We start from the raw sequence: 17,125 nt of genomic DNA on the forward strand, positions 1-17,125 counted from the left end.
GTGCAACCCCGTTGTTTTACAGCGGCAGGTTGTAAAACGTGCGGATGATTTCCCAGGCTTCCTGCGGGTCGTCGGTGTAGTGGAACAGGTTCAGGTCTTCGGGCGAGATGGCACCTTCCTCCACCAGCACGTCCATATTGATCAGCTTCTTCCAATATTCCGTGCCAAACAGCACGATGGGCACGGGCTTGGCCTTTTTTGTTTGCACCAGGGTGATGACTTCAAACAGCTCGTCTAGCGTGCCAAAGCCGCCGGGGAAGGCCACCAGTGCCTTGGCGCGCATCATGAAATGCATCTTGCGCGTGGCGAAGTAGTGGAACTTGAAGCTCAGCGACGGCGTGACGTAGGGGTTGGCCTTTTGCTCGTGGGGCAGGGCGATGTTCAGGCCCGGCGTGAGGGCGCCCATTTCAAACGCGCCACGGTTGGCCGCTTCCATGATGCCGGGGCCGCCGCCCGTGCAGATGAACAGGCGGTCCTTGAGGGGCTTGCGTGCGCTGTAGCCGGCCACCAGGCGGGCAAACAGGCGGGCGTTGTCATAGTGCTTTGCATTGCGCACATGGCGCTCGGCCAGTGCTAACTGCTTGGCTTCACCGCTGGCCTTGGCTGCCTCCAGTGCGGCCTGGGCATCTTCGGGAGCGGGAAAACGCGCGCTGCCAAACACCACCACGGTGTTCTCCACGCCCTGCGCGGCCTGGTCCAAATCGGGCTTGAGCATCTCCAGCTGGATGCGCATGCCGCGGGTCTCGCGGCGCAGCAGAAATTCGGGGTCGGCAAACGCCAGGCGGTAGGCATCGGCCTCCAGCATATTGCCCAGATCGGCGTGGGCTTGCAGGTCAGCCCAAGCGTTGGCTAGGCGGGCTTCGTTGAGGTTTTGGGTATTTTCCATGGGCGCATTGTCGTCCCATTTCAAGGCTGTTTGGCGCGCTGATAATTTGCATCTCCTCTTGTGCCCGCCACCCCATGCCACCAGACTCTGTGAATCCCGCATCGCTACCGAATGAAGCCCCGGCTTGGGGCGAGCGATTGCAGCATTGGCTGCAGGCCTTTTGGCCAGCGCCCGTGATGATTGACGCACGTGAACGCTGGCGTTCGGTGCTGGGCGCGTTGGTGGGTGTGGGGCTGACCGCGTGGATCAGCCACTGGCTGCTGGGCACGCACGCCGGTAGCATCTGGATGCTGGCGCCCATGGGGGCCAGTGCGGTGCTGGTGTTTGGTGTGCCTGCCAGCCCGCTGGCGCAGCCCTGGGCTGTGCTGGGCGGCAACGGTGTCTCGGCCCTGGTGGGTGTGGCTTGTGCGCGCTGGATCGAGAACCCGGTGCTGGCGGTGTCTGTGGCCGTGCCGCTGGCCATCCTCGTCATGCTGCGGCTGCGTTGCTTGCACCCGCCCGGCGGAGCCATGGCTTTGTCGGCGGTGCTAAGCCATTGGGTGGGATTGGACATCGCCTGGGGGCCGCTGGCGGTGAACGCTGGGCTGATGATTGCCGCCGGCGTGGCCTACAACAGCCTGACTGGTCGTCCCTACCCGCATGTGCAGCGGCGTGGGGTGGGGCCAGTGGTCAGTGCGCAAGGGCGGTTTACGCCCGGTGACTTGGATGCCGCGCTGACCCACTACAACCAGATTCTGGACGTAAGCCGCGACGACCTGGAAAACCTGTTGCAACACGCCGAGATGGCGGCCTACCGCCGCAACCTCGGTGCCTTGCTGTGTGCCGACGTGATGTCCCAAAGCCCAGTGGCGGTGCAGTTTGGCACGCCGTTGCACGAGGCCTGGGCGCTGCTCCAGCTGCATGGTGTGAAGGCTTTGCCGGTGGTAGACCGGGTGCGGCGCATCGTAGGCATCGTCACCGTGGCCGACTTCATGCGCCACGCGGGGCTGGCGCAGGCCGATGGACTGGGCCAGCGCCTGCGGGACTTCATCCGTCCCTCAGGCAAGGTCAGCGCCGACAAGCCGGAGGCCGTGGGCCAGATCATGACGCGCCAGGTGCGCGTGGCCAGCGCGCACCGCCCGCTGATGGAGCTGGTGCCGCTGTTCTCCGAGGGCGGCCACCACCACATTCCCATCATCGACACCGAATCGCGGCTGGTCGGCATCATCACGCAGTCGGACCTGGTGCGCGCCTTATACCGCGCGGTGCGGGTAGACGGCTAAGACTATGTTGGTGTGACCCGTCCTGCTATAGGTTGACACCTGTAGTTGTTGCAGGATGCGCCGGCTAAAGGAATTCAGCCAGAGACGCCCGATGGACCTCATCGGGCGTTTTCAATTGTAGAGAGCAATGAGGTCTCTCTTGGTTGTAGATAGCCACAGACTCGTCAATCATCCTCCTGGCCTGAGCAAGGTCAACGGGGCGCTGCAGCAGCAACTCCCCCTTGAGAATCCCGTTAATACGTTCAGCCAGCGCGTTTTGGTAGCAGTCATAACCATCGGTCATGGAGCACGTCAACCCGTGGGTGCGATGGATCTGCTGGTAGTCATCCGAGCAGTACTGGATACCTCTGTCCGAATGGTGGATCAGTCGCTGGCAGCTTTGACGATGCCTAAGCGCCATCTTCAGGGCTTGACTGACCTGCTGCGTTTGCAGGCTGTCATGCACGTGGTGTCCTACGATCTTTCGGGAGTACGCATCCGTGATCAAGCTCAGGTAAACAAAGCCACTGTGCGTGGGTACATAGGTGATGTCAGCCACCCAGACTTGCTCTGCTGCGGTGGGCTGAACCTGCGCATTCCCGGCCTTGAGCAGATTGGGGTGGCGGTGAAACCGGTGGTGACTGTGTGTCGTCTTGTGGTACGCCCGCTTCGGGGGCACCAGCAAGTGTGACTGGCGCAGAATTCCGAACAGCGCGTCCCGCCCAACCTTCAAGCCCTCGGATGTCAACGCGTCTGCGAGCAGATGGTGCAGCTTGCGCGTTCCAAGCCGGGGTTGGCGCAGCCGCTTGGAGCGCACCCATTCAATCACCCGTTCGTTGCACTGGCGTACCTCGTCCTGGCGGCGCAGTCCTTGGTAATACGCCTGTCGGCTCATGCCGATATGGCGGCAAGCCCTGGCAACGCTCAAGCCTTGGATGAGCTTTTGCGCGAGGACTTGCCCAAAGGCTTTTTTACGACACGCACCCCGTAGTCCTTCTTGAGCACGTCCAGTACCGCTTCAAACAGCTGCGCCTTCTCCTGCGCGTCTTTGAGCTGGACTTCCAGCTCCTTGATTCGTTGCTCGGGGGTGGGGGGCTTGGATGCCCCAGAATGTGATGGATGGCTCATGCAGGTCGATGATGCCATCGCGCCCCATCGTTGCTGGCCATGTTTGCGTAGCCACACCAAAACGGTGGAGCGCCCCTGAATACCGTAGCGTTGCTGTGCCTCTTTGTAGGTCAGTTCGCCTTTTTCTACCTGATCGACAACACTGAGCTTAAAAGCCAATGTGTAGTCACGCTGCGTGCGCTTGAGGCCTGATTCCATGGGGCTCGCCCTTTCTGAAGAGAAAAGGTGTCAACTCATTTCAGGACGGGTCAGTGGCAATAAAAAAGGCTCCCGAAGGAGCCTTTTTTATTCGCGGCGTGGGTTAGACGCGTTTACGGTATTCGCCGGTGCGCGTGTCGATTTCGACCTTGTCGCCTTGGGCCACAAAGATTGGTACGCCGATTTCGAAACCGGTGGCGATCTTGGCAGGCTTCAGAACCTTGCCCGATGTGTCGCCCTTGACGGCGGGTTCGGTCCAGGTGATTTCACGTTCCACGCTGGTGGGCAGTTCCACCGAGATGGCCTTGCCTTCGTAGAACACCACTTCGGCGGTCATGCCGTCTTCCAGGTAGTTCAGCGAGTCACCCATGTTTTCGGATTCGACTTCGTACTGGTTGTAGTCCGCGTCCATCCAGACATACAGGGGGTCGGCGAAGTAGGAGTAGGTGCAATCCTTCTTGTCCAGAATGATCTGGTCAATCTTGTCGTCGGCCTTGAACACGACTTCGGTACCGAAGTTGGCGATCAGGCTCTTGAGCTTCATGCGCACGGTGGCAGAGTTGCGGCCGCCGCGGCTGTATTCGGTTTTCAGGACGACCATGGGGTCTTTACCGTGCATGATCACATTGCCGGCGCGGATTTCTTGAGCGATTTTCATAGGGTTGCAGGAACGAATGTCGCGTGGTGCGACTGTAGGCCGCAGTCTGCGGCGGGGCATGACTTGCCCCAAAACTCAGGCGGCAAATTCAGCTAAGCCTCGGATTTTATCTTTTTTTCTGCACGAAATTGGTGAGCTGGCTGGTCAGGTCGTCCATTTGCAGCAGGCCGTGGCGCCAATCGTGTGCGGCAGCCGACCATTCCGCCAGGGGCAAGGTGCCCCAATCCAGCCTTGGCTGGTTGGGCCCTACCATGCCATTCAAGTCGTTCCAAGCCAGTTGTGCCGCGCGCAGCGAGGCAGGGGCCTGCATCTGGTTCAGCAGCGCATTCAGTTTGTCGGCATGGGCGCCGTCATCTTGCGGGTAGATCTGCCAGAGCCAGGGTTTGCCGGCCCAGATGGCACGCACCAGGGAGTCTTCACCGCGCACCAGGTTCAGGTCGCAGGCCCACAGCAGTTCGTCAAATTCGGTCTGGGTCAGGGGCTCCAGCCAGTGCAGCGCTAGTGCGCCAGCACCGGTGGTTGGCAGGTCCGTCTGCGCCAGTGCCGATTGCACTGCACGCAGGGCCCGGCCCGGCGTGACCAGGAGCAGCGTGGGCGTGGCGCCCTTTATCAAACCCTGCAGCAGAGCCACCAGCGCAGGCGGCTCGTAGCAAAACAGCGAGATCAGCCGTTGACCTTGCCAGGCAATGCTGTGCTGCGCCAGCCAGGCGCGGCGTGCGTCGTCGTCAAACGCGGCCTGGCGCGTCAGGTAGTCCGCTTCGCGCAGCAGCCCGCCCGTGCGTGCGGTGAAGCCGGGGTAATAGAAATGCTTGGTCCAGCCCCGAGCCGGGCCGTACATGACGGGTGAGGGCAGGGCGTGGCAGCGTTCCACATAGGCCTCGGCGGACAGATATTCCAGGTTGATCCACACTGGAGGTTTCAAGTAATTTTGGCCACTAGCCCCCGTATCCATTGCGCGAGCAGCTATAAATTCAGGAGCAATCTCGCAACCGAAGCCCTCGATCCACACATCGGCCGGGGGTAGTTCTTTCAGAACGGTGGGGTTGCATACTTCCGCCCAGTCGCGCACCTGCACGTTGGGCCATTGGCCTTCTGCTGCGCCCGGTGCCATCCAGACCAGGGCGCTGGGGTCATCCACCCACAGGCGCACTGTGTGGCCCAGGCGGGCCAGGTCGGCGCACAGGCGCCAGCACACGCCGATGTCGCCAAAGTTGTCGATGACCTTGCAGAAAATATCCCATTGCATGGCGGCTATTGTCCATGCGGTGCCAGCGCGTTCAAGGAGCAAGCACAATAGCGTCCCATGTCTGAAGCTCCCTCCGCAGAAACCCATTCCGACGCGCTGCTGCGTGAAGTGGCGGCCCTGCCGTCTCTGCCAGGGGTGTACCGCTACTTCGACGCGGACAACCAACTGCTGTACGTGGGCAAGGCCATCAGCCTGAAAAAGCGGGTCAGCAGCTATTTCCAGAAGGACCACGGCGGCACGCGCATCGGCCATATGGTCAGCAAGATTGTGCGCATGGAGACCACGGTGGTGCGCTCCGAGGCCGAGGCCCTGCTGCTGGAAAACAACCTCATCAAGACGCAGAACCCGAAGTACAACATCCTGTTTCGGGACGACAAGAGCTACCCCTATCTGAAGATGACCGGCACGCCGCCGGTTCCGAAAAATCTGGTGCCCGCTGATGCATCGGGCAAGCCCCGCCCCCCGCAGCCGGTCGAGTTTGCCCGCGTGTCCTACTACCGCGGCGGTGTGGAAAAAAAGCACCGCTACTTCGGGCCTTACCCCAGTGCCTGGGCGGTGAAGGAAGCCATTCTGCTGATGCAAAAGGTGTTTCGCCTGCGCACCTGCGAAGACTCGGTGTTCAGCAATCGCACGCGGCCCTGCCTGCTGTACCAGATCAAGCGCTGCTCTGCGCCCTGTGTGGGCCACATCAACCCTGCTGACTATGCAGAGGATGTGGCGAATGCCGAGCGCTTTTTGCGTGGCGAGGCGCAGGACGTGATGCGTGGCCTGGAGGCCCGCATGATGGCGCACGCCGACAAGCTGGAGTTTGAACAGGCGGCTGAACTGCGCAACCAGGTGGCGGCGCTGTCGAATGTGTTGCACCAGCAGTCGGTGGACAACGTGTCGGACCGCGACGTGGACATCCTGGCCGTGAAGGTGCAAGGCGGCAAGGCCTGTGTGAATCTGGCCATGGTGCGCGGTGGCCGCCATCTGGGCGACCGCCCCTACTTCCCGGTGCATGTGGAAGACGCCACGGTCATGGGTGAGGCCGATGACAGCGAGGCGAAGAAGTCTGTGGAGGCGCAGGTGCTGGAGGCCTTCCTGGCGCAGCACTACATAGATGTGCCCATGCCTGGCGCGTTGGTGGTCAGCGAGCCGGTGAGCAAGGGGCTGCTACAGGCGCTGTCCGAACAAACCGGTATCAAGGTTACCGCTGTGCACCAGCCACGCGAACAGCGCCGCGCGTGGTTAGACATGGCTCAGACCAATGCCGCGCTGCAGCTGGCCCGTCTGCTGGCCGAAGAAGGCTCACAGCAGGCGCGTACCCGCGCGCTGGCAGACGCGCTGGACCTCGCACTGGACGATCTGGATGCGCTGCGCATTGAATGCTTCGACATCTCGCACACCGCGGGCGAGGCCACGCAGGCGTCCTGTGTGGTGTTTCAGCACCACAAGATGCAGAACAGCGAGTACCGCCGCTTCAATATAGAAGGCATCACCGGAGGCGACGATTACGCCGCCATGCGCCAAGTACTGACGCGGCGCTACAGCAAACTGGCTGAAGCCCTGCGCGAAGCTAAGCACCAGGGAACCACACCCAGTGGCACGGCGCGTCTGCCCGACCTGGTGCTGGTGGACGGCGGCAAGGGCCAGGTGGCCATGGCGCGCGAGGTGTTCGAGAGCCTGGGGTTGGACCTGTCCCTCATCGTGGGGGTGGAAAAGGGCGAGGGCCGCAAGGTGGGGCTGGAGGAGCTGGTGTTTGCCGATGGCCGTGAGAAGGTCTATCTGGGGGCCGATTCCGCAGCGCTTATGCTGGTCGCGCAAATCCGTGACGAGGCGCACCGCTTTGCCATTACCGGCATGCGCGCGGCGCGCGCGAAGGTGCGCACGGGCGGCGGCAAGCTCGAAGAAATTCCGGGCATCGGCCCCAAGCGCCGCGCCAAACTGCTGCAGCGTTTTGGCGGCGTGCGCGGCGTGGCACTGGCTAGTGCGCAGGACATTGCCACGGTGGACGGCATCTCGCGTGAACTGGCCGACGAAATCTACCGGGCGCTGCATTAGCCGTGCCACAATCCCGCCATGTTTATGACCATCCCCACCCTCATGACCTGGACGCGAATTTTCGCGATTCCCCTCATCGTGGGCGTCTTTTATTTGCCCGACGCCATGGCGTCCGCCTATGAACGCAACCTGGTGGCCACCATCATGTTCGTGGTCTTCGCGGCAACAGACTGGCTGGATGGCTACCTGGCCCGCAAGCTGAACCAGACCTCATCATTCGGCGCTTTTCTGGACCCGGTGGCTGACAAATTTTTGGTGTGCGCCTGTGTGTTGGTGTTGGTGCACCTGCAGCGCGCTGATGTGTTTGTAGCCCTCATCATCATTGGCCGCGAGATCGCCATCTCGGCCTTGCGCGAGTGGATGGCGCAGATTGGTGCATCGCGCAGTGTGGCCGTGCACATGATTGGCAAGGTCAAGACCGTGGTGCAAATGGTGGCCATCCCCTTTCTGCTGTTCGACGGTTTGCTGTTCGGAATCATCAACACCCACCTCTGGGGCGTGTGGCTGATCTGGGCTGCGGCGGTGCTCACCGTGTGGTCCATGGTGTACTACTTGCAGAAGGCCTTGCCGGAGATTCGGGCCCGCACCAAGTAGCCTTACGCAGACCTTGCGCCCCGAAGCGGTGCGCTGTATTCAGCACATCCTGTTGCATTTGCGACAGCGTAGCTCTGCAAAAAAACTTACCGCTGCCAGGCAGTTTTCCAAAAAATTACGTCTAGAATTCGCCTCCGCGCTGTCGCAATGTTGCACGGCATATTGACACGGTATTAGCCCGTGGCTTTAATGCAATGCAGCGGTGACCACTGCTACCGCTGAAAGCCGTTTTGTTTTTGGGTCGTGTTTCATCGCAGGCCAGCAGCAAGGCAATCCGGTACAACAAAATTTTGAAGAGACAATCGATTAACTCGCTTCCGTACAAGGGGTCTTTGTGAATAAAACTGAACTGATTGAGCACATTGCAAAACATGCCGATATTTCCAAGGCCGCCGCTACACGCGCTCTGGAGTCGACCATTGGTGCAGTGAAGACCACCTTGAAAAAAGGCGGCACTGTTTCCCTGGTAGGTTTCGGTACTTTTGCAGTGGGCAAACGTGCTGCTCGCACGGGTCGCAATCCACGTACCGGCGCTGCGATTAAAATCAAGGCTGCCAAAGTTCCAAAGTTCCGTCCAGGCAAAGCATTGAAAGATGCCCTGAACTAAAATTAGGTTTATGTTTGGGTGATTAGCTCAGTTGGTAGAGCGTCTGCCTTACACGCAGAATGTCGGCGGTTCGAGCCCGTCATCACCCACCACCACACCCAGCAAAGGCGAACACAATTGTTCGCCTTTTTTGTTGTATTCATGGAGAGTTAGCGCATGTTCGATTTCGTCCGCAAGTACACCAAGGTGATTGCCATACCTTTGTTCTTGCTCATCATCCTGGCGTTTGTCATGGTGGGTGTGGATGGTTACAAAGGCATGAGCCGGGGTGCCACCGTTGCCACTATCGGTAGCGCCAAGGTGACTCAGGAAGAGTGGGACTACGCCCATAAGAATGAAGTCGATCGCCTGCGTGCCTCGGTGCCGAATGTGGATCCTAAATTGCTGGATTCTCCGCAGGCCCGTTACGCCACGCTGGAGCGCCTGGTGCGTGAGCGCGTGATGGCAGCCGCCGTCAAGGATGCACACTTCACCACCTCGGATGCGCGCCTGGCCCGTGAGCTGCAGCAAAACCCCACCATCGCCGGTCTGCGCAAGCCCGACGGCACCATGGACATCGAACGCTACCGCCAGTTGGCCGCCAGCCAAGGCCTGACGCCTGAAGGCCTGGAAGCCCGTGTGCGCAGTGACCTGACCCTGATGCAGGTCGAGTCTGGTATCTCGTCTACCGCGTTCTCCGCCAACGCCGTGGCCGATTTGGCGCTCAACGCCTTCTTTGAACGCCGTGAAGTGCAGATTGCCCGCTTTGCCCCCGCTGACTTTGCCAGCAAGGTCAGCCCCTCAGATGCCGACATCGAGGCGTTCTACCAAGCGAACGCGCCCTTGTTCCAGTCCACCGAGTCCGCCAACATCGAGTACGTGGTGCTGGATGTGGATGCCATCAAGAAGACGGTGACGGTGAACGAGGCGGACCTCAAGTCCTACTACGAACAAAATGCCGGCCGCCTTAGCAGCAAGGAAGAGCGTCGCGCCAGCCACATCCTGATCAACGCACCCAAGACCATGCCGGAGGCCGAACGCCAAAAGGCCAAGGAAAAGGCCCAGGCACTGCTGGAGCAGGCGCGCAAGGCGCCGGCCACTTTTGCGGATCTGGCCAAGAAGAACTCGCAAGATGTGGGCTCTGCTCCACGCGGTGGCGACCTGGACTTTTTTGCCCGCGGTGCCATGGTCAAACCGTTTGAAGAAGCCGTGTTCGCGATGAAGAAGGGCGACATCAGCGATTTGGTGGAGTCCGACTTTGGTTTTCACATCATCAAACTCACCGACGTCAAAGCGCCCAAGCAACCCAGCTTTGAGGAATTGCGTACCGGTCTGGAGAGCGAGCTGCGTGTGCAACAAGCCCAGCGCAAATTTGCCGAAGTGGCCGAGTCCTTTACCAACGGCGTGTACGAACAGTCGGACAGCCTCAAGCCCATCGCCGATCGTCTGAAGCTGGAAGTCAAAACCGCTGCCAATGTGCAACGTACTCCCGCCAAGGGGGCCACCGGTGTGTTGGCCAACCCCAAGCTGTTGGCTGCCGTCTTTAGCCCCGACTCAGTGGAGAAGAAGCGCAACACCGAAGCCATTGAAACCGGCTCCAGCCAGCTGACAGCTGCCCGAGTGGTGAGCTACAGCCCTGCACGCACCTTGCCTCTGGCCGAGGTACGCACGCAGGTGCGCGAGCGTCTGGTGGCCAGCCGTTCGCAAGAGCTGGCGAAGAAAGAGGGCGCCGACAAATTGGCCGCCTGGCAAGCCACACCCACCAGCGCCAGCTTCCCCGCGGCGGTGACCGTGTCGCGCGAACCCGGCCAGCCGGTGCAAGGCACCTTGCTCGACGCCGCGCTGCGTGCCGACCCTGCCAAACTGCCCGCGCTGGTGGGCGTGGACCTGGGTGCCCAAGGCTATGCCGTGGTTAAGGTCAACAAGGTGCTGCCGCGCAACCCGGTGAACGACGCCGTGGCCAAGCAGGAGCGCAACCAATACGCCCAGTGGATGGCCAATGCCGAGAGCCAGGCCTACTACCAGACCCTGAAAGACCGTTTCAAGGTGCAGATCAAGGTGCCGACACCGGCGCGCATGGGATCTGCGCCTGCAGTTGCGGAATAAGCCTTTTTATCGGGTTATAATCATGCGCTTACGGTGGCTGTAGCTCAGTTGGTAGAGTCCAGGATTGTGATTCCTGTTGTCGTGGGTTCGAGCCCCATCAGCCACCCCAAAATATGAAAAACCCTGCATTCGCAAGAATGCAGGGTTTTTTCTTTGGATGCTTGGTAGCGTGCAACCAGGGTTTATCTGGCGCCTAGTTCACCATCACCAGCTTGCCCATCACGCCACGTGAGCCCATGTGGGCGTAGGCGGCCTTGAGCTCTGCCATGGGCATGGTGCGGTCGATCACGGGCTTGATCTTGCCCTGGCCATACCACTGGGCCAGCTCGCCCATCATGGCCGCATTGGCCTTGGGTTCTTTCTTCGCAAAGTCGCCCCAGAACACGCCAACGATGCTGGCGCCCTTGAGTAGCGCCAGGTTGAAGGGCAGGGCGGGAATGGGGCCGGACGCAAAGCCCACCACCAGGTAACGGCCGCGCCAGGCGATGGAGCGGAAGGCGGGTTCGGCAAAGTCGCCGCCCACGGGGTCGTAAATGACGTCCGGACCCTTGCCGTCGGTCAGGGCCTTCAGCGCATCACGCAGATTCTCGGTGCTGTAGTTGATCGTGGCGTCGGCCCCAATCGATTTGCACAGGTCGCATTTTTCTTGCGTGGAGGCGGCCGCAATTACGCGTGCGCCCATGGCCTTGGCGATCTGGATGGCCGAGGTACCCACGCCGCCTGCAGCGCCCAGCACCAGCACCGTTTCACCGGCCTTGAGCTGGGCACGGTCCACCAGCGCGTGGTACGAGGTGGCGTAAATCATGATGAAGGCTGCGGCATCCACCATGGGGAAGCCGGGGGGCAGGGGCATGCACAACGCGGCGGGCGCGATGGTGTGGGTGCCAAAACCGCCGGTGCCACTCAAACAGGCCACAGGTTGGCCGACCTTGAGGTGGGTGACGCCTTCGCCAACGGCTTGCACAATGCCGGCGTATTCCGAGCCCGGCACAAAGGGCAGGGCGGGCTTCATCTGGTACTTGTTTTGCACGATCAGAATGTCGGGGAAATTCAGGCTGGCGGCTTTGATCTCCAGCAACACCTCGCCCGCTTTGGGTTGTGGCGTGGGCAGTTCTTTCCACGTCAAGGCGTCGATGCCGGTGGGGTTTTCACAAAGCCAGGCGTGCATGGGGTGTCTCCAAAAAGTTGGCAAATCATAGGCCCCGCTCCCTTGAGAAAATGTCTCTCGGGCGACCTGCGTACCACCCTCAACCTACAATGGCCGCACACTCCCTTTGAATATGAAAATCCTGATTTCCAACGACGACGGCTACCAGGCCCCCGGCATCGTGGCGCTGTATGAGGTGCTCAAAGACATTGCCGAGGTCGAGGTGATTGCCCCCGAGCACAACAACAGCGCCAAATCGAATGCTTTGACCCTGCATTCGCCGCTGTATGTGCACCGCGCAGCCAATGGTTTTCGCTATGTGAACGGCACCCCGGCAGACTGCGTGCACATCGCGCTCAGCGGCTTGCTGGACTACCGGCCGGACCTGGTGGTGTCAGGCATCAACAACGGTGCCAACATGGGGGACGACACGATCTACTCCGGCACGGTGGGGGCTGCTATGGAGGGGTTTCTGTTTGGCATTCCCGCCATTGCCTTCTCACAGGTAGAGAAAGACTGGGTGCACCTGGCCTCTGCCGCCCAAAAGGCACGCGAACTGGTGCTCGCCATGCAACGGCAGCAGCTGATCACCTCCACACCGTGGCTGCTGAACGTGAATATTCCCAACCTGCCGTTTGACGAGATTGGCAGCATGAAGCTGTGCCGCCTGGGCAAGCGCCATGCGGCCGAAAAAGTGATCCAGCAGCAAAGCCCGCGTGGCGAGACCATGTACTGGATCGGTGCTGCCGGCCCGGTGAAGGACGATGCGGAGGGCACCGACTTCCACGCCACGGCGCAGGGCCATGTGGCCATCACGCCGCTGAAGGTAGACCTGACGGACCACGACAACCTGGGCTACTGGGCGCAGACCGCGTCCCGGCTGGCAGCTCCACCTGTGGCGGTATGAAGCAACGCCCCTCGTTCCCCGCCCGGCTGGACGCCACGCTGGCCAAGACGCGGCCCAACCCGCATGGGGCAGTGGCTACTGCCCCTGCGCCCGTGGCCAAACCGGCGCTGAAGACGGTGTCTTCCCCGGCGCCTGCCAAAGCCGCCTTGCCACCTGTAGCGCGTGCCAAAGCTCCCAGCCCGTTGCCGCAGGCACCCCAAGGCCATGGTATGGACTCGCAAGCGGTGCGCCAGCGCATGGTGCAAAAGCTGGCTGGCCAGGGCGTGACAGACCGGCTGGTGCTGGGCGCCATGGGGGCGATTGAGCGCCACCGCTTTGTAGACAGCGCCCTGGTGAACCAGGCTTACGAGGACACCAGCCTGCCGATTGGGCTGGGGCAAACGATTTCCAAGCCCGGCGTGGTGTCGCGCATGATCGAGCTGCTGCGCAACGGTGCCACGGGCCGCCTGGGCCGGGTGTTGGAGATTGGTACGGGCTGCGGCTACCAGGCCGCTGTGCTGAGCCTGGTGGCGGACGAGGTGTACAGCATCGAGCGCCTGCGCGGCCTGCACGAGAAGGCACGCGAGAACCTGCGCCACCTGCGCCTGGCCAATGCGCATTTGCTGTTTGGCGATGGCATGGCGGGCTATGCCAAGGGCGCGCCCTATGCCGCCATCATTGCCGCCGCGGGCGGTGAAGCGGTGCCCCAAGCCTGGGTGGACCAATTGGCCGTGGGTGGGCGCCTGGTGGCGCCAGTGGTAACGTCAGGACCTGGCGGCGGGCAGGCGTTGTTGGTGTTGGACAAGACCCCGCAGGGGGTGCGCCAAACCCTGTTGGAGGCGGTGCATTTTGTCCCTCTAAAATCAGGCGTTGCCTAAAGGGAAATCAAATTATGTTCGGTATGCGTCAATGGGGTGGATCTGCGGTGGGTGTGGCTGTGCTGGTGCTGTCTGGCTGCGGCTCAACGCCCATGAACCACGCCCCCGTGGAAGACCGCAACACCGCGGGTAGCAAGCCTGGGGTGGTGATGGATGCGCGCACCGCGGCGGTCAAGCAGCCCCCGGGCTTTGAGAATGCGGGCAAGGCAGGCTACTACACCATCAAGCCTGGCGACACGCTGATTCGCATCGCGCTGGAAACGGGCCAAAGCCACAAAGACATTGCCCGCTGGAACGCGCTGGACAACCCCAACAAGATCGAAGTGGGCCAAGTGATCCGCGTGGTGGCGCCTGTGGCGGGCGAAACGGCCGTGGCCACGGCCAAACCCGTGGCTGCCCCGGTGGCCACCACCACGGCCCTGCCAGCGGCCTCAGCGCCTGCTGCCGCACCTGCTGCAGTGTCCTCATCGGCCACGCCAGCGCCAGCAGCCTCTGCCGCCGCGGCGACCAAGCCAGTGGCACCTTCTCCTGCGCCTGCTTCGGGTGGGGATGATGAGGTGGCTTGGATCTGGCCCGGTAGCGGTGCTGTGCTGGCCGGATTTGACGAAGTGAAGAACAAGGGCCTGGACATTGGCGGCAATGCGGGTGACCCCGTGCTGGCCGCGGGCGAAGGCAAGGTGGTGTATGCCGGTGCCGGTCTGCGTGGTTATGGCAATCTGATCATCCTCAAGCACAACAACACCTACCTCACGGCCTACGCCCACAACCAGACCCTGCTGGTCAAGGAAGATCAGACGGTGAAGAAGGGCCAGAAGATTGCCGAGATGGGCAACAGCGACGCCGACCGCGTGAAGCTGCACTTTGAGGTGCGCCGGCAAGGCAAGCCGGTGGACCCGGCCAAGTACCTGCCTAGCAGATAGCAGGCCCCGTATGAAAAAGCCCCCCAACGCTCACCCCATCGACCCCTCGGTCGACCAGCGTAGCGCGGGGCAGGGTTTGGAGCTGAATATGGCTCTAGCCCCCATGGATGTTGCGCCAGAAGCTCCTGAAATCATAGCGGCCACAGAGCTGGAACGCCTGGCCCGCGAGGTGCAACCCGGCGATGAGTCAGCCGACGCGCTGGCCATTTACCTGCGCGGTGTGCGCCGCACCACACTGTTTACTCCCGAAGAAGAATTTGCCGCCGCCACCCGCGCCCGGGCGGGCGACTTTGCGGCGCGGCAAAGCATGATCGAGCACAACCTGCGCCTGGTGGTGAGCATTGCCAAGGGCTACACCGGGCGCGGCGTGCCCATGTCCGACCTCATCGAAGAGGGCAACCTGGGGCTGATGCACGCCATCGACAAGTTCGAGCCCGAGCGGGGTTTTCGTTTCTCCACCTACGCCACCTGGTGGATACGCCAGTCGGTAGACCGGGCGCTGATGTACCAGGGCCGTGCCGTGCGGCTGCCGGTGAACGTGGTGCGTGAGGTGCAGCAGGTGCTGCGCGCACGCCGGGCGTTGGAGAACGACGCCGCTTTGGTAGCCAGCCGGCCCGAGGGCATACGCGCGGAAGACATTGCGGCCCTGCTGGGGCGTGAGTCGTCGGATATTGTGGATTTGCTGGCCATGGCCGAGGCGCCGCGTTCGCTGGATGCCTCGCTGGACCCATCAGGCGACGAGCATTCTCTGGGTGACAGCCTGGTGGACGAGCTGGCGCTGGACCCCGAGGACTCGGCCCAGGCGCATGAGGTGGACATGCTGCTGGAGAGCTGGATAGCCACGCTCTCGCCGCGCGAGCGTGAGGTGCTGGAGGGCCGCTTTGGCCTGCATGACCGCGAGCCCGAGACGCTGGACGTCATCAGTAGCCGGCTGGGCCTGACGCGTGAGCGTGTGCGCCAGGTGCAGAACGAAGCCTTGTTCAAGCTCAAGCGCCACCTGGCCCGCCGCGGCATCAAGCGCGAATTTCTGATGTAGCCTGTGGCCCCTGCGTGGGCCGGTGCGCGTACCTGAGACAATTCAGGCATGAGCGACGTAATTTCCCCCGACACCCTTTCCCCTATTTCCCCCGAAACCCCGACCGAACCCGCACTGCCCGAGGGCTGGCTGCGCGTCAAATCCTTGGACCTGGAAGCCCAGGGCGTAGCCCACCGGCCCGACGGCAAGGTGGTGTTTATTGACGGCGCGCTGCCATTTGAGGTGGTGAGCGCCCAGATCCACCGCAGCAAAAGCAGCTTTGAAAAAGGCACGCTGACCGAGATCCACCAGGAATCGTCTCAGCGCGTGCGCCCAGCCTGCCCACACTTTGGCCTGCACGAAGGGGCTTGCGGCGGCTGCAAGATGCAGCATTTGCATGTGAGCGCCCAGGTGGCGGTGAAGCAGCGTGTGTTGGAGGACAACCTCTGGCACATCGGCAAGGTCAAACCCGACAACATCCTGCGCCCCATCGAAGGCCCGGCCTGGGGCTACCGCTACCGTGCCCGCCTGTCGGTGCGCCATGTGCGCAAAAAAGGCCAGGTGCTGATTGGCTTCCACGAGCGCAAGAGCCGCTATGTGGCCGACATGAAGGAATGCCATGTGCTGGCACCCCATGTGAGTGCCATGCTGGTGCCGCTGCGCCGCCTGATCGAGTCCATGGATGCGGTGGAGACGCTGGCGCAGATTGAGCTGGCCATGGGCGATATGGCGCCAACGGCAGGCGCCAATGGCGGCGCAGGCGAGGTGATTGCCATGGTGCTGCGCCACCTGGAGCCGCTGTCCGACGGCGATCTGGAACGCTTACGCCAGTTCGCGGCCATCAACCCTGGCCTGCAATGGTGGCTGCAGCCCAAGGGGCCGGAGACCATCCATCGTCTGGAGGAGCTGCCCGGCCACACCACGGGCCAGTTGGCCTATCAGTTGCCCGACTTTGGTATCACCATGCCGTTTCGCCCCACCGATTTCACGCAGGTCAACCCGCACATCAACCGCGTGCTGGTGTCGCGCGCGCTGGGCCTGCTGGCCGTGCAGAAACACGAGCGCGTGATCGACTGGTTCTGCGGGCTGGGCAACTTCACGCTGCCGCTGGCCACACAGGCGCGTGAGGTGCTGGGCGTGGAGGGCGCCGAGGCGCTGGTGGCGCGTTCGCGCGAGAACCTGGCACTGAATGTGGTTGCTGGTTCAATGCCGAATAGCCCTCTAGCCCCCGTAATACCTGCGCTGGCAGCTACTAAATTTGTAGCGCGTAACCTGTTTGAGATGACACCCGAGTTGCTGATTGGCGATGGTGCCGCTGACAAATGGCTGGTGGACCCCCCGCGCGAGGGCGCGTTCTCCCTGGTGCAGGCGCTGGCCGCCTTGTACCAGCAGCCCGAGCTGCGCAAGGGCTGGACGCCACCCCAGCGCATCGTCTACGTGAGCTGCAACCCGGCCACGCTGGCGCGCGATGCGGGCGTGCTGGTGACCGAGGCGGGCTACCGCTGTACCAAAGGGGGCGTGGTCAACATGTTCCCCCACACGGCGCACGTGGAGAGCATTGCGGTGTTTGAGCTGGAAGCGCCCGCAGCGTGA

The 17,125-nt window shown here is 62.1% G+C and carries 15 protein-coding genes and 2 tRNA genes; 12 read left to right on the forward strand and 5 right to left on the reverse strand.

Annotated features, from left to right (window positions below; translation table 11 throughout):
- Positions 1 to 16: 16 nt before the first annotated feature.
- Complete coding sequence (locus tag AC1DZ5_RS07050) at positions 17 to 886, reverse strand: LOG family protein (protein WP_477887464.1); 870 nt, start codon at positions 884 to 886, stop codon at positions 17 to 19.
- Positions 887 to 960: 74 nt separating this feature from the next.
- Here AC1DZ5_RS07050 and AC1DZ5_RS07055 point away from each other — a divergent pair, with 74 nt between their 5' ends.
- A complete protein-coding gene (locus tag AC1DZ5_RS07055; RefSeq protein WP_477887466.1) occupies positions 961 to 2,148 on the forward strand; it encodes an HPP family protein in 1,188 nt (395 codons plus the stop codon).
- Positions 2,149 to 2,212: 64 nt separating this feature from the next.
- Here AC1DZ5_RS07055 and AC1DZ5_RS07060 read toward each other — a convergent pair.
- The 3 genes from AC1DZ5_RS07060 to earP all read right to left on the reverse strand — a co-directional run bounded on the left by AC1DZ5_RS07060 (position 2,213) and on the right by earP (position 5,357).
- Positions 2,213 to 3,453 (reverse strand): IS3 family transposase gene (locus AC1DZ5_RS07060; RefSeq protein ID WP_477887468.1). Its coding sequence is split into 2 segments (ribosomal slippage): positions 2,213 to 3,100 and positions 3,103 to 3,453, totalling 1,239 coding nucleotides; the frame shifts between segments, so codons are not numbered across the junction.
- Positions 3,454 to 3,556: 103 nt separating this feature from the next.
- Complete coding sequence (gene efp, locus AC1DZ5_RS07065; RefSeq protein ID WP_105260659.1) at positions 3,557 to 4,111, reverse strand: elongation factor P; 555 nt, start codon at positions 4,109 to 4,111, stop codon at positions 3,557 to 3,559.
- Positions 4,112 to 4,217: 106 nt separating this feature from the next.
- Entirely contained in the window at positions 4,218 to 5,357 is a 1,140-nt protein-coding gene (gene earP, locus AC1DZ5_RS07070) for an elongation factor P maturation arginine rhamnosyltransferase EarP (protein ID WP_477887470.1), read from the reverse strand.
- Positions 5,358 to 5,414: 57 nt separating this feature from the next.
- On the opposite strand from earP, the gene uvrC reads away from it, so the two are divergent.
- The 6 genes from uvrC (at position 5,415) to AC1DZ5_RS07100 (ending at position 10,795) form a co-directional block, all read left to right on the forward strand.
- A complete protein-coding gene (gene uvrC / locus AC1DZ5_RS07075) occupies positions 5,415 to 7,400 on the forward strand; it encodes an excinuclease ABC subunit UvrC (protein ID WP_477887472.1) in 1,986 nt (661 codons plus the stop codon).
- Between the two features lie 18 nt (positions 7,401 to 7,418).
- Positions 7,419 to 7,994: a CDP-diacylglycerol--glycerol-3-phosphate 3-phosphatidyltransferase gene (pgsA, locus tag AC1DZ5_RS07080; protein WP_310338678.1), complete on the forward strand. Its 576-nt coding sequence runs from the start codon at positions 7,419 to 7,421 to the stop codon at positions 7,992 to 7,994.
- A 334-nt stretch (positions 7,995 to 8,328) separates the two neighbouring features.
- Positions 8,329 to 8,601, forward strand: coding sequence for an HU family DNA-binding protein (locus tag AC1DZ5_RS07085; protein ID WP_066709320.1), 273 nt, complete (start codon positions 8,329 to 8,331; stop codon positions 8,599 to 8,601).
- Between the two features lie 16 nt (positions 8,602 to 8,617).
- Positions 8,618 to 8,693: transfer RNA gene (locus AC1DZ5_RS07090), tRNA-Val, on the forward strand.
- Between the two features lie 64 nt (positions 8,694 to 8,757).
- The gene (locus AC1DZ5_RS07095; RefSeq protein WP_477887475.1) at positions 8,758 to 10,686 is read left to right on the forward strand and encodes a peptidylprolyl isomerase; all 1,929 of its coding nucleotides are present in this window, start codon (positions 8,758 to 8,760) and stop codon (positions 10,684 to 10,686) included.
- A gap of 33 nt (positions 10,687 to 10,719) precedes the next feature.
- Positions 10,720 to 10,795 (forward strand) — tRNA-His (locus AC1DZ5_RS07100).
- 84 nt (positions 10,796 to 10,879) lie between these two features.
- Here the strand turns inward: AC1DZ5_RS07100 and AC1DZ5_RS07105 are convergent.
- A complete protein-coding gene (locus tag AC1DZ5_RS07105; protein ID WP_477887477.1) occupies positions 10,880 to 11,854 on the reverse strand; it encodes an NADPH:quinone oxidoreductase family protein in 975 nt (324 codons plus the stop codon).
- Positions 11,855 to 11,966: 112 nt separating this feature from the next.
- Here AC1DZ5_RS07105 and surE point away from each other — a divergent pair, with 112 nt between their 5' ends.
- The 5 genes from surE to rlmD are packed head-to-tail and all read left to right on the forward strand — an operon-like array spanning position 11,967 to position 17,125.
- The gene (gene surE / locus AC1DZ5_RS07110; protein WP_477887479.1) at positions 11,967 to 12,740 is read left to right on the forward strand and encodes a 5'/3'-nucleotidase SurE; all 774 of its coding nucleotides are present in this window, start codon (positions 11,967 to 11,969) and stop codon (positions 12,738 to 12,740) included.
- Positions 12,737 to 13,597, forward strand: a complete 861-nt coding sequence (locus AC1DZ5_RS07115) for a protein-L-isoaspartate(D-aspartate) O-methyltransferase (protein ID WP_477887481.1) — start codon at positions 12,737 to 12,739, stop codon at positions 13,595 to 13,597. The genes surE and AC1DZ5_RS07115 overlap by 4 nt, the downstream gene beginning before the upstream one ends.
- Positions 13,598 to 13,611: 14 nt before the next feature.
- Complete coding sequence (locus AC1DZ5_RS07120) at positions 13,612 to 14,517, forward strand: peptidoglycan DD-metalloendopeptidase family protein (RefSeq protein ID WP_477887483.1); 906 nt, start codon at positions 13,612 to 13,614, stop codon at positions 14,515 to 14,517.
- 10 nt (positions 14,518 to 14,527) lie between these two features.
- Positions 14,528 to 15,553: a sigma-70 family RNA polymerase sigma factor gene (locus tag AC1DZ5_RS07125; RefSeq protein WP_477887485.1), complete on the forward strand. Its 1,026-nt coding sequence runs from the start codon at positions 14,528 to 14,530 to the stop codon at positions 15,551 to 15,553.
- 48 nt (positions 15,554 to 15,601) lie between these two features.
- Positions 15,602 to 17,125 carry a 23S rRNA (uracil(1939)-C(5))-methyltransferase RlmD gene (gene rlmD / locus AC1DZ5_RS07130; RefSeq protein ID WP_477887487.1) on the forward strand — a complete coding sequence of 508 codons (1,524 nt, stop codon included), beginning with the start codon at positions 15,602 to 15,604 and terminating at the stop codon, positions 17,123 to 17,125.

The sequence above is a fragment of the Rhodoferax sp. P1_F3 genome (genome assembly GCF_056405715.1).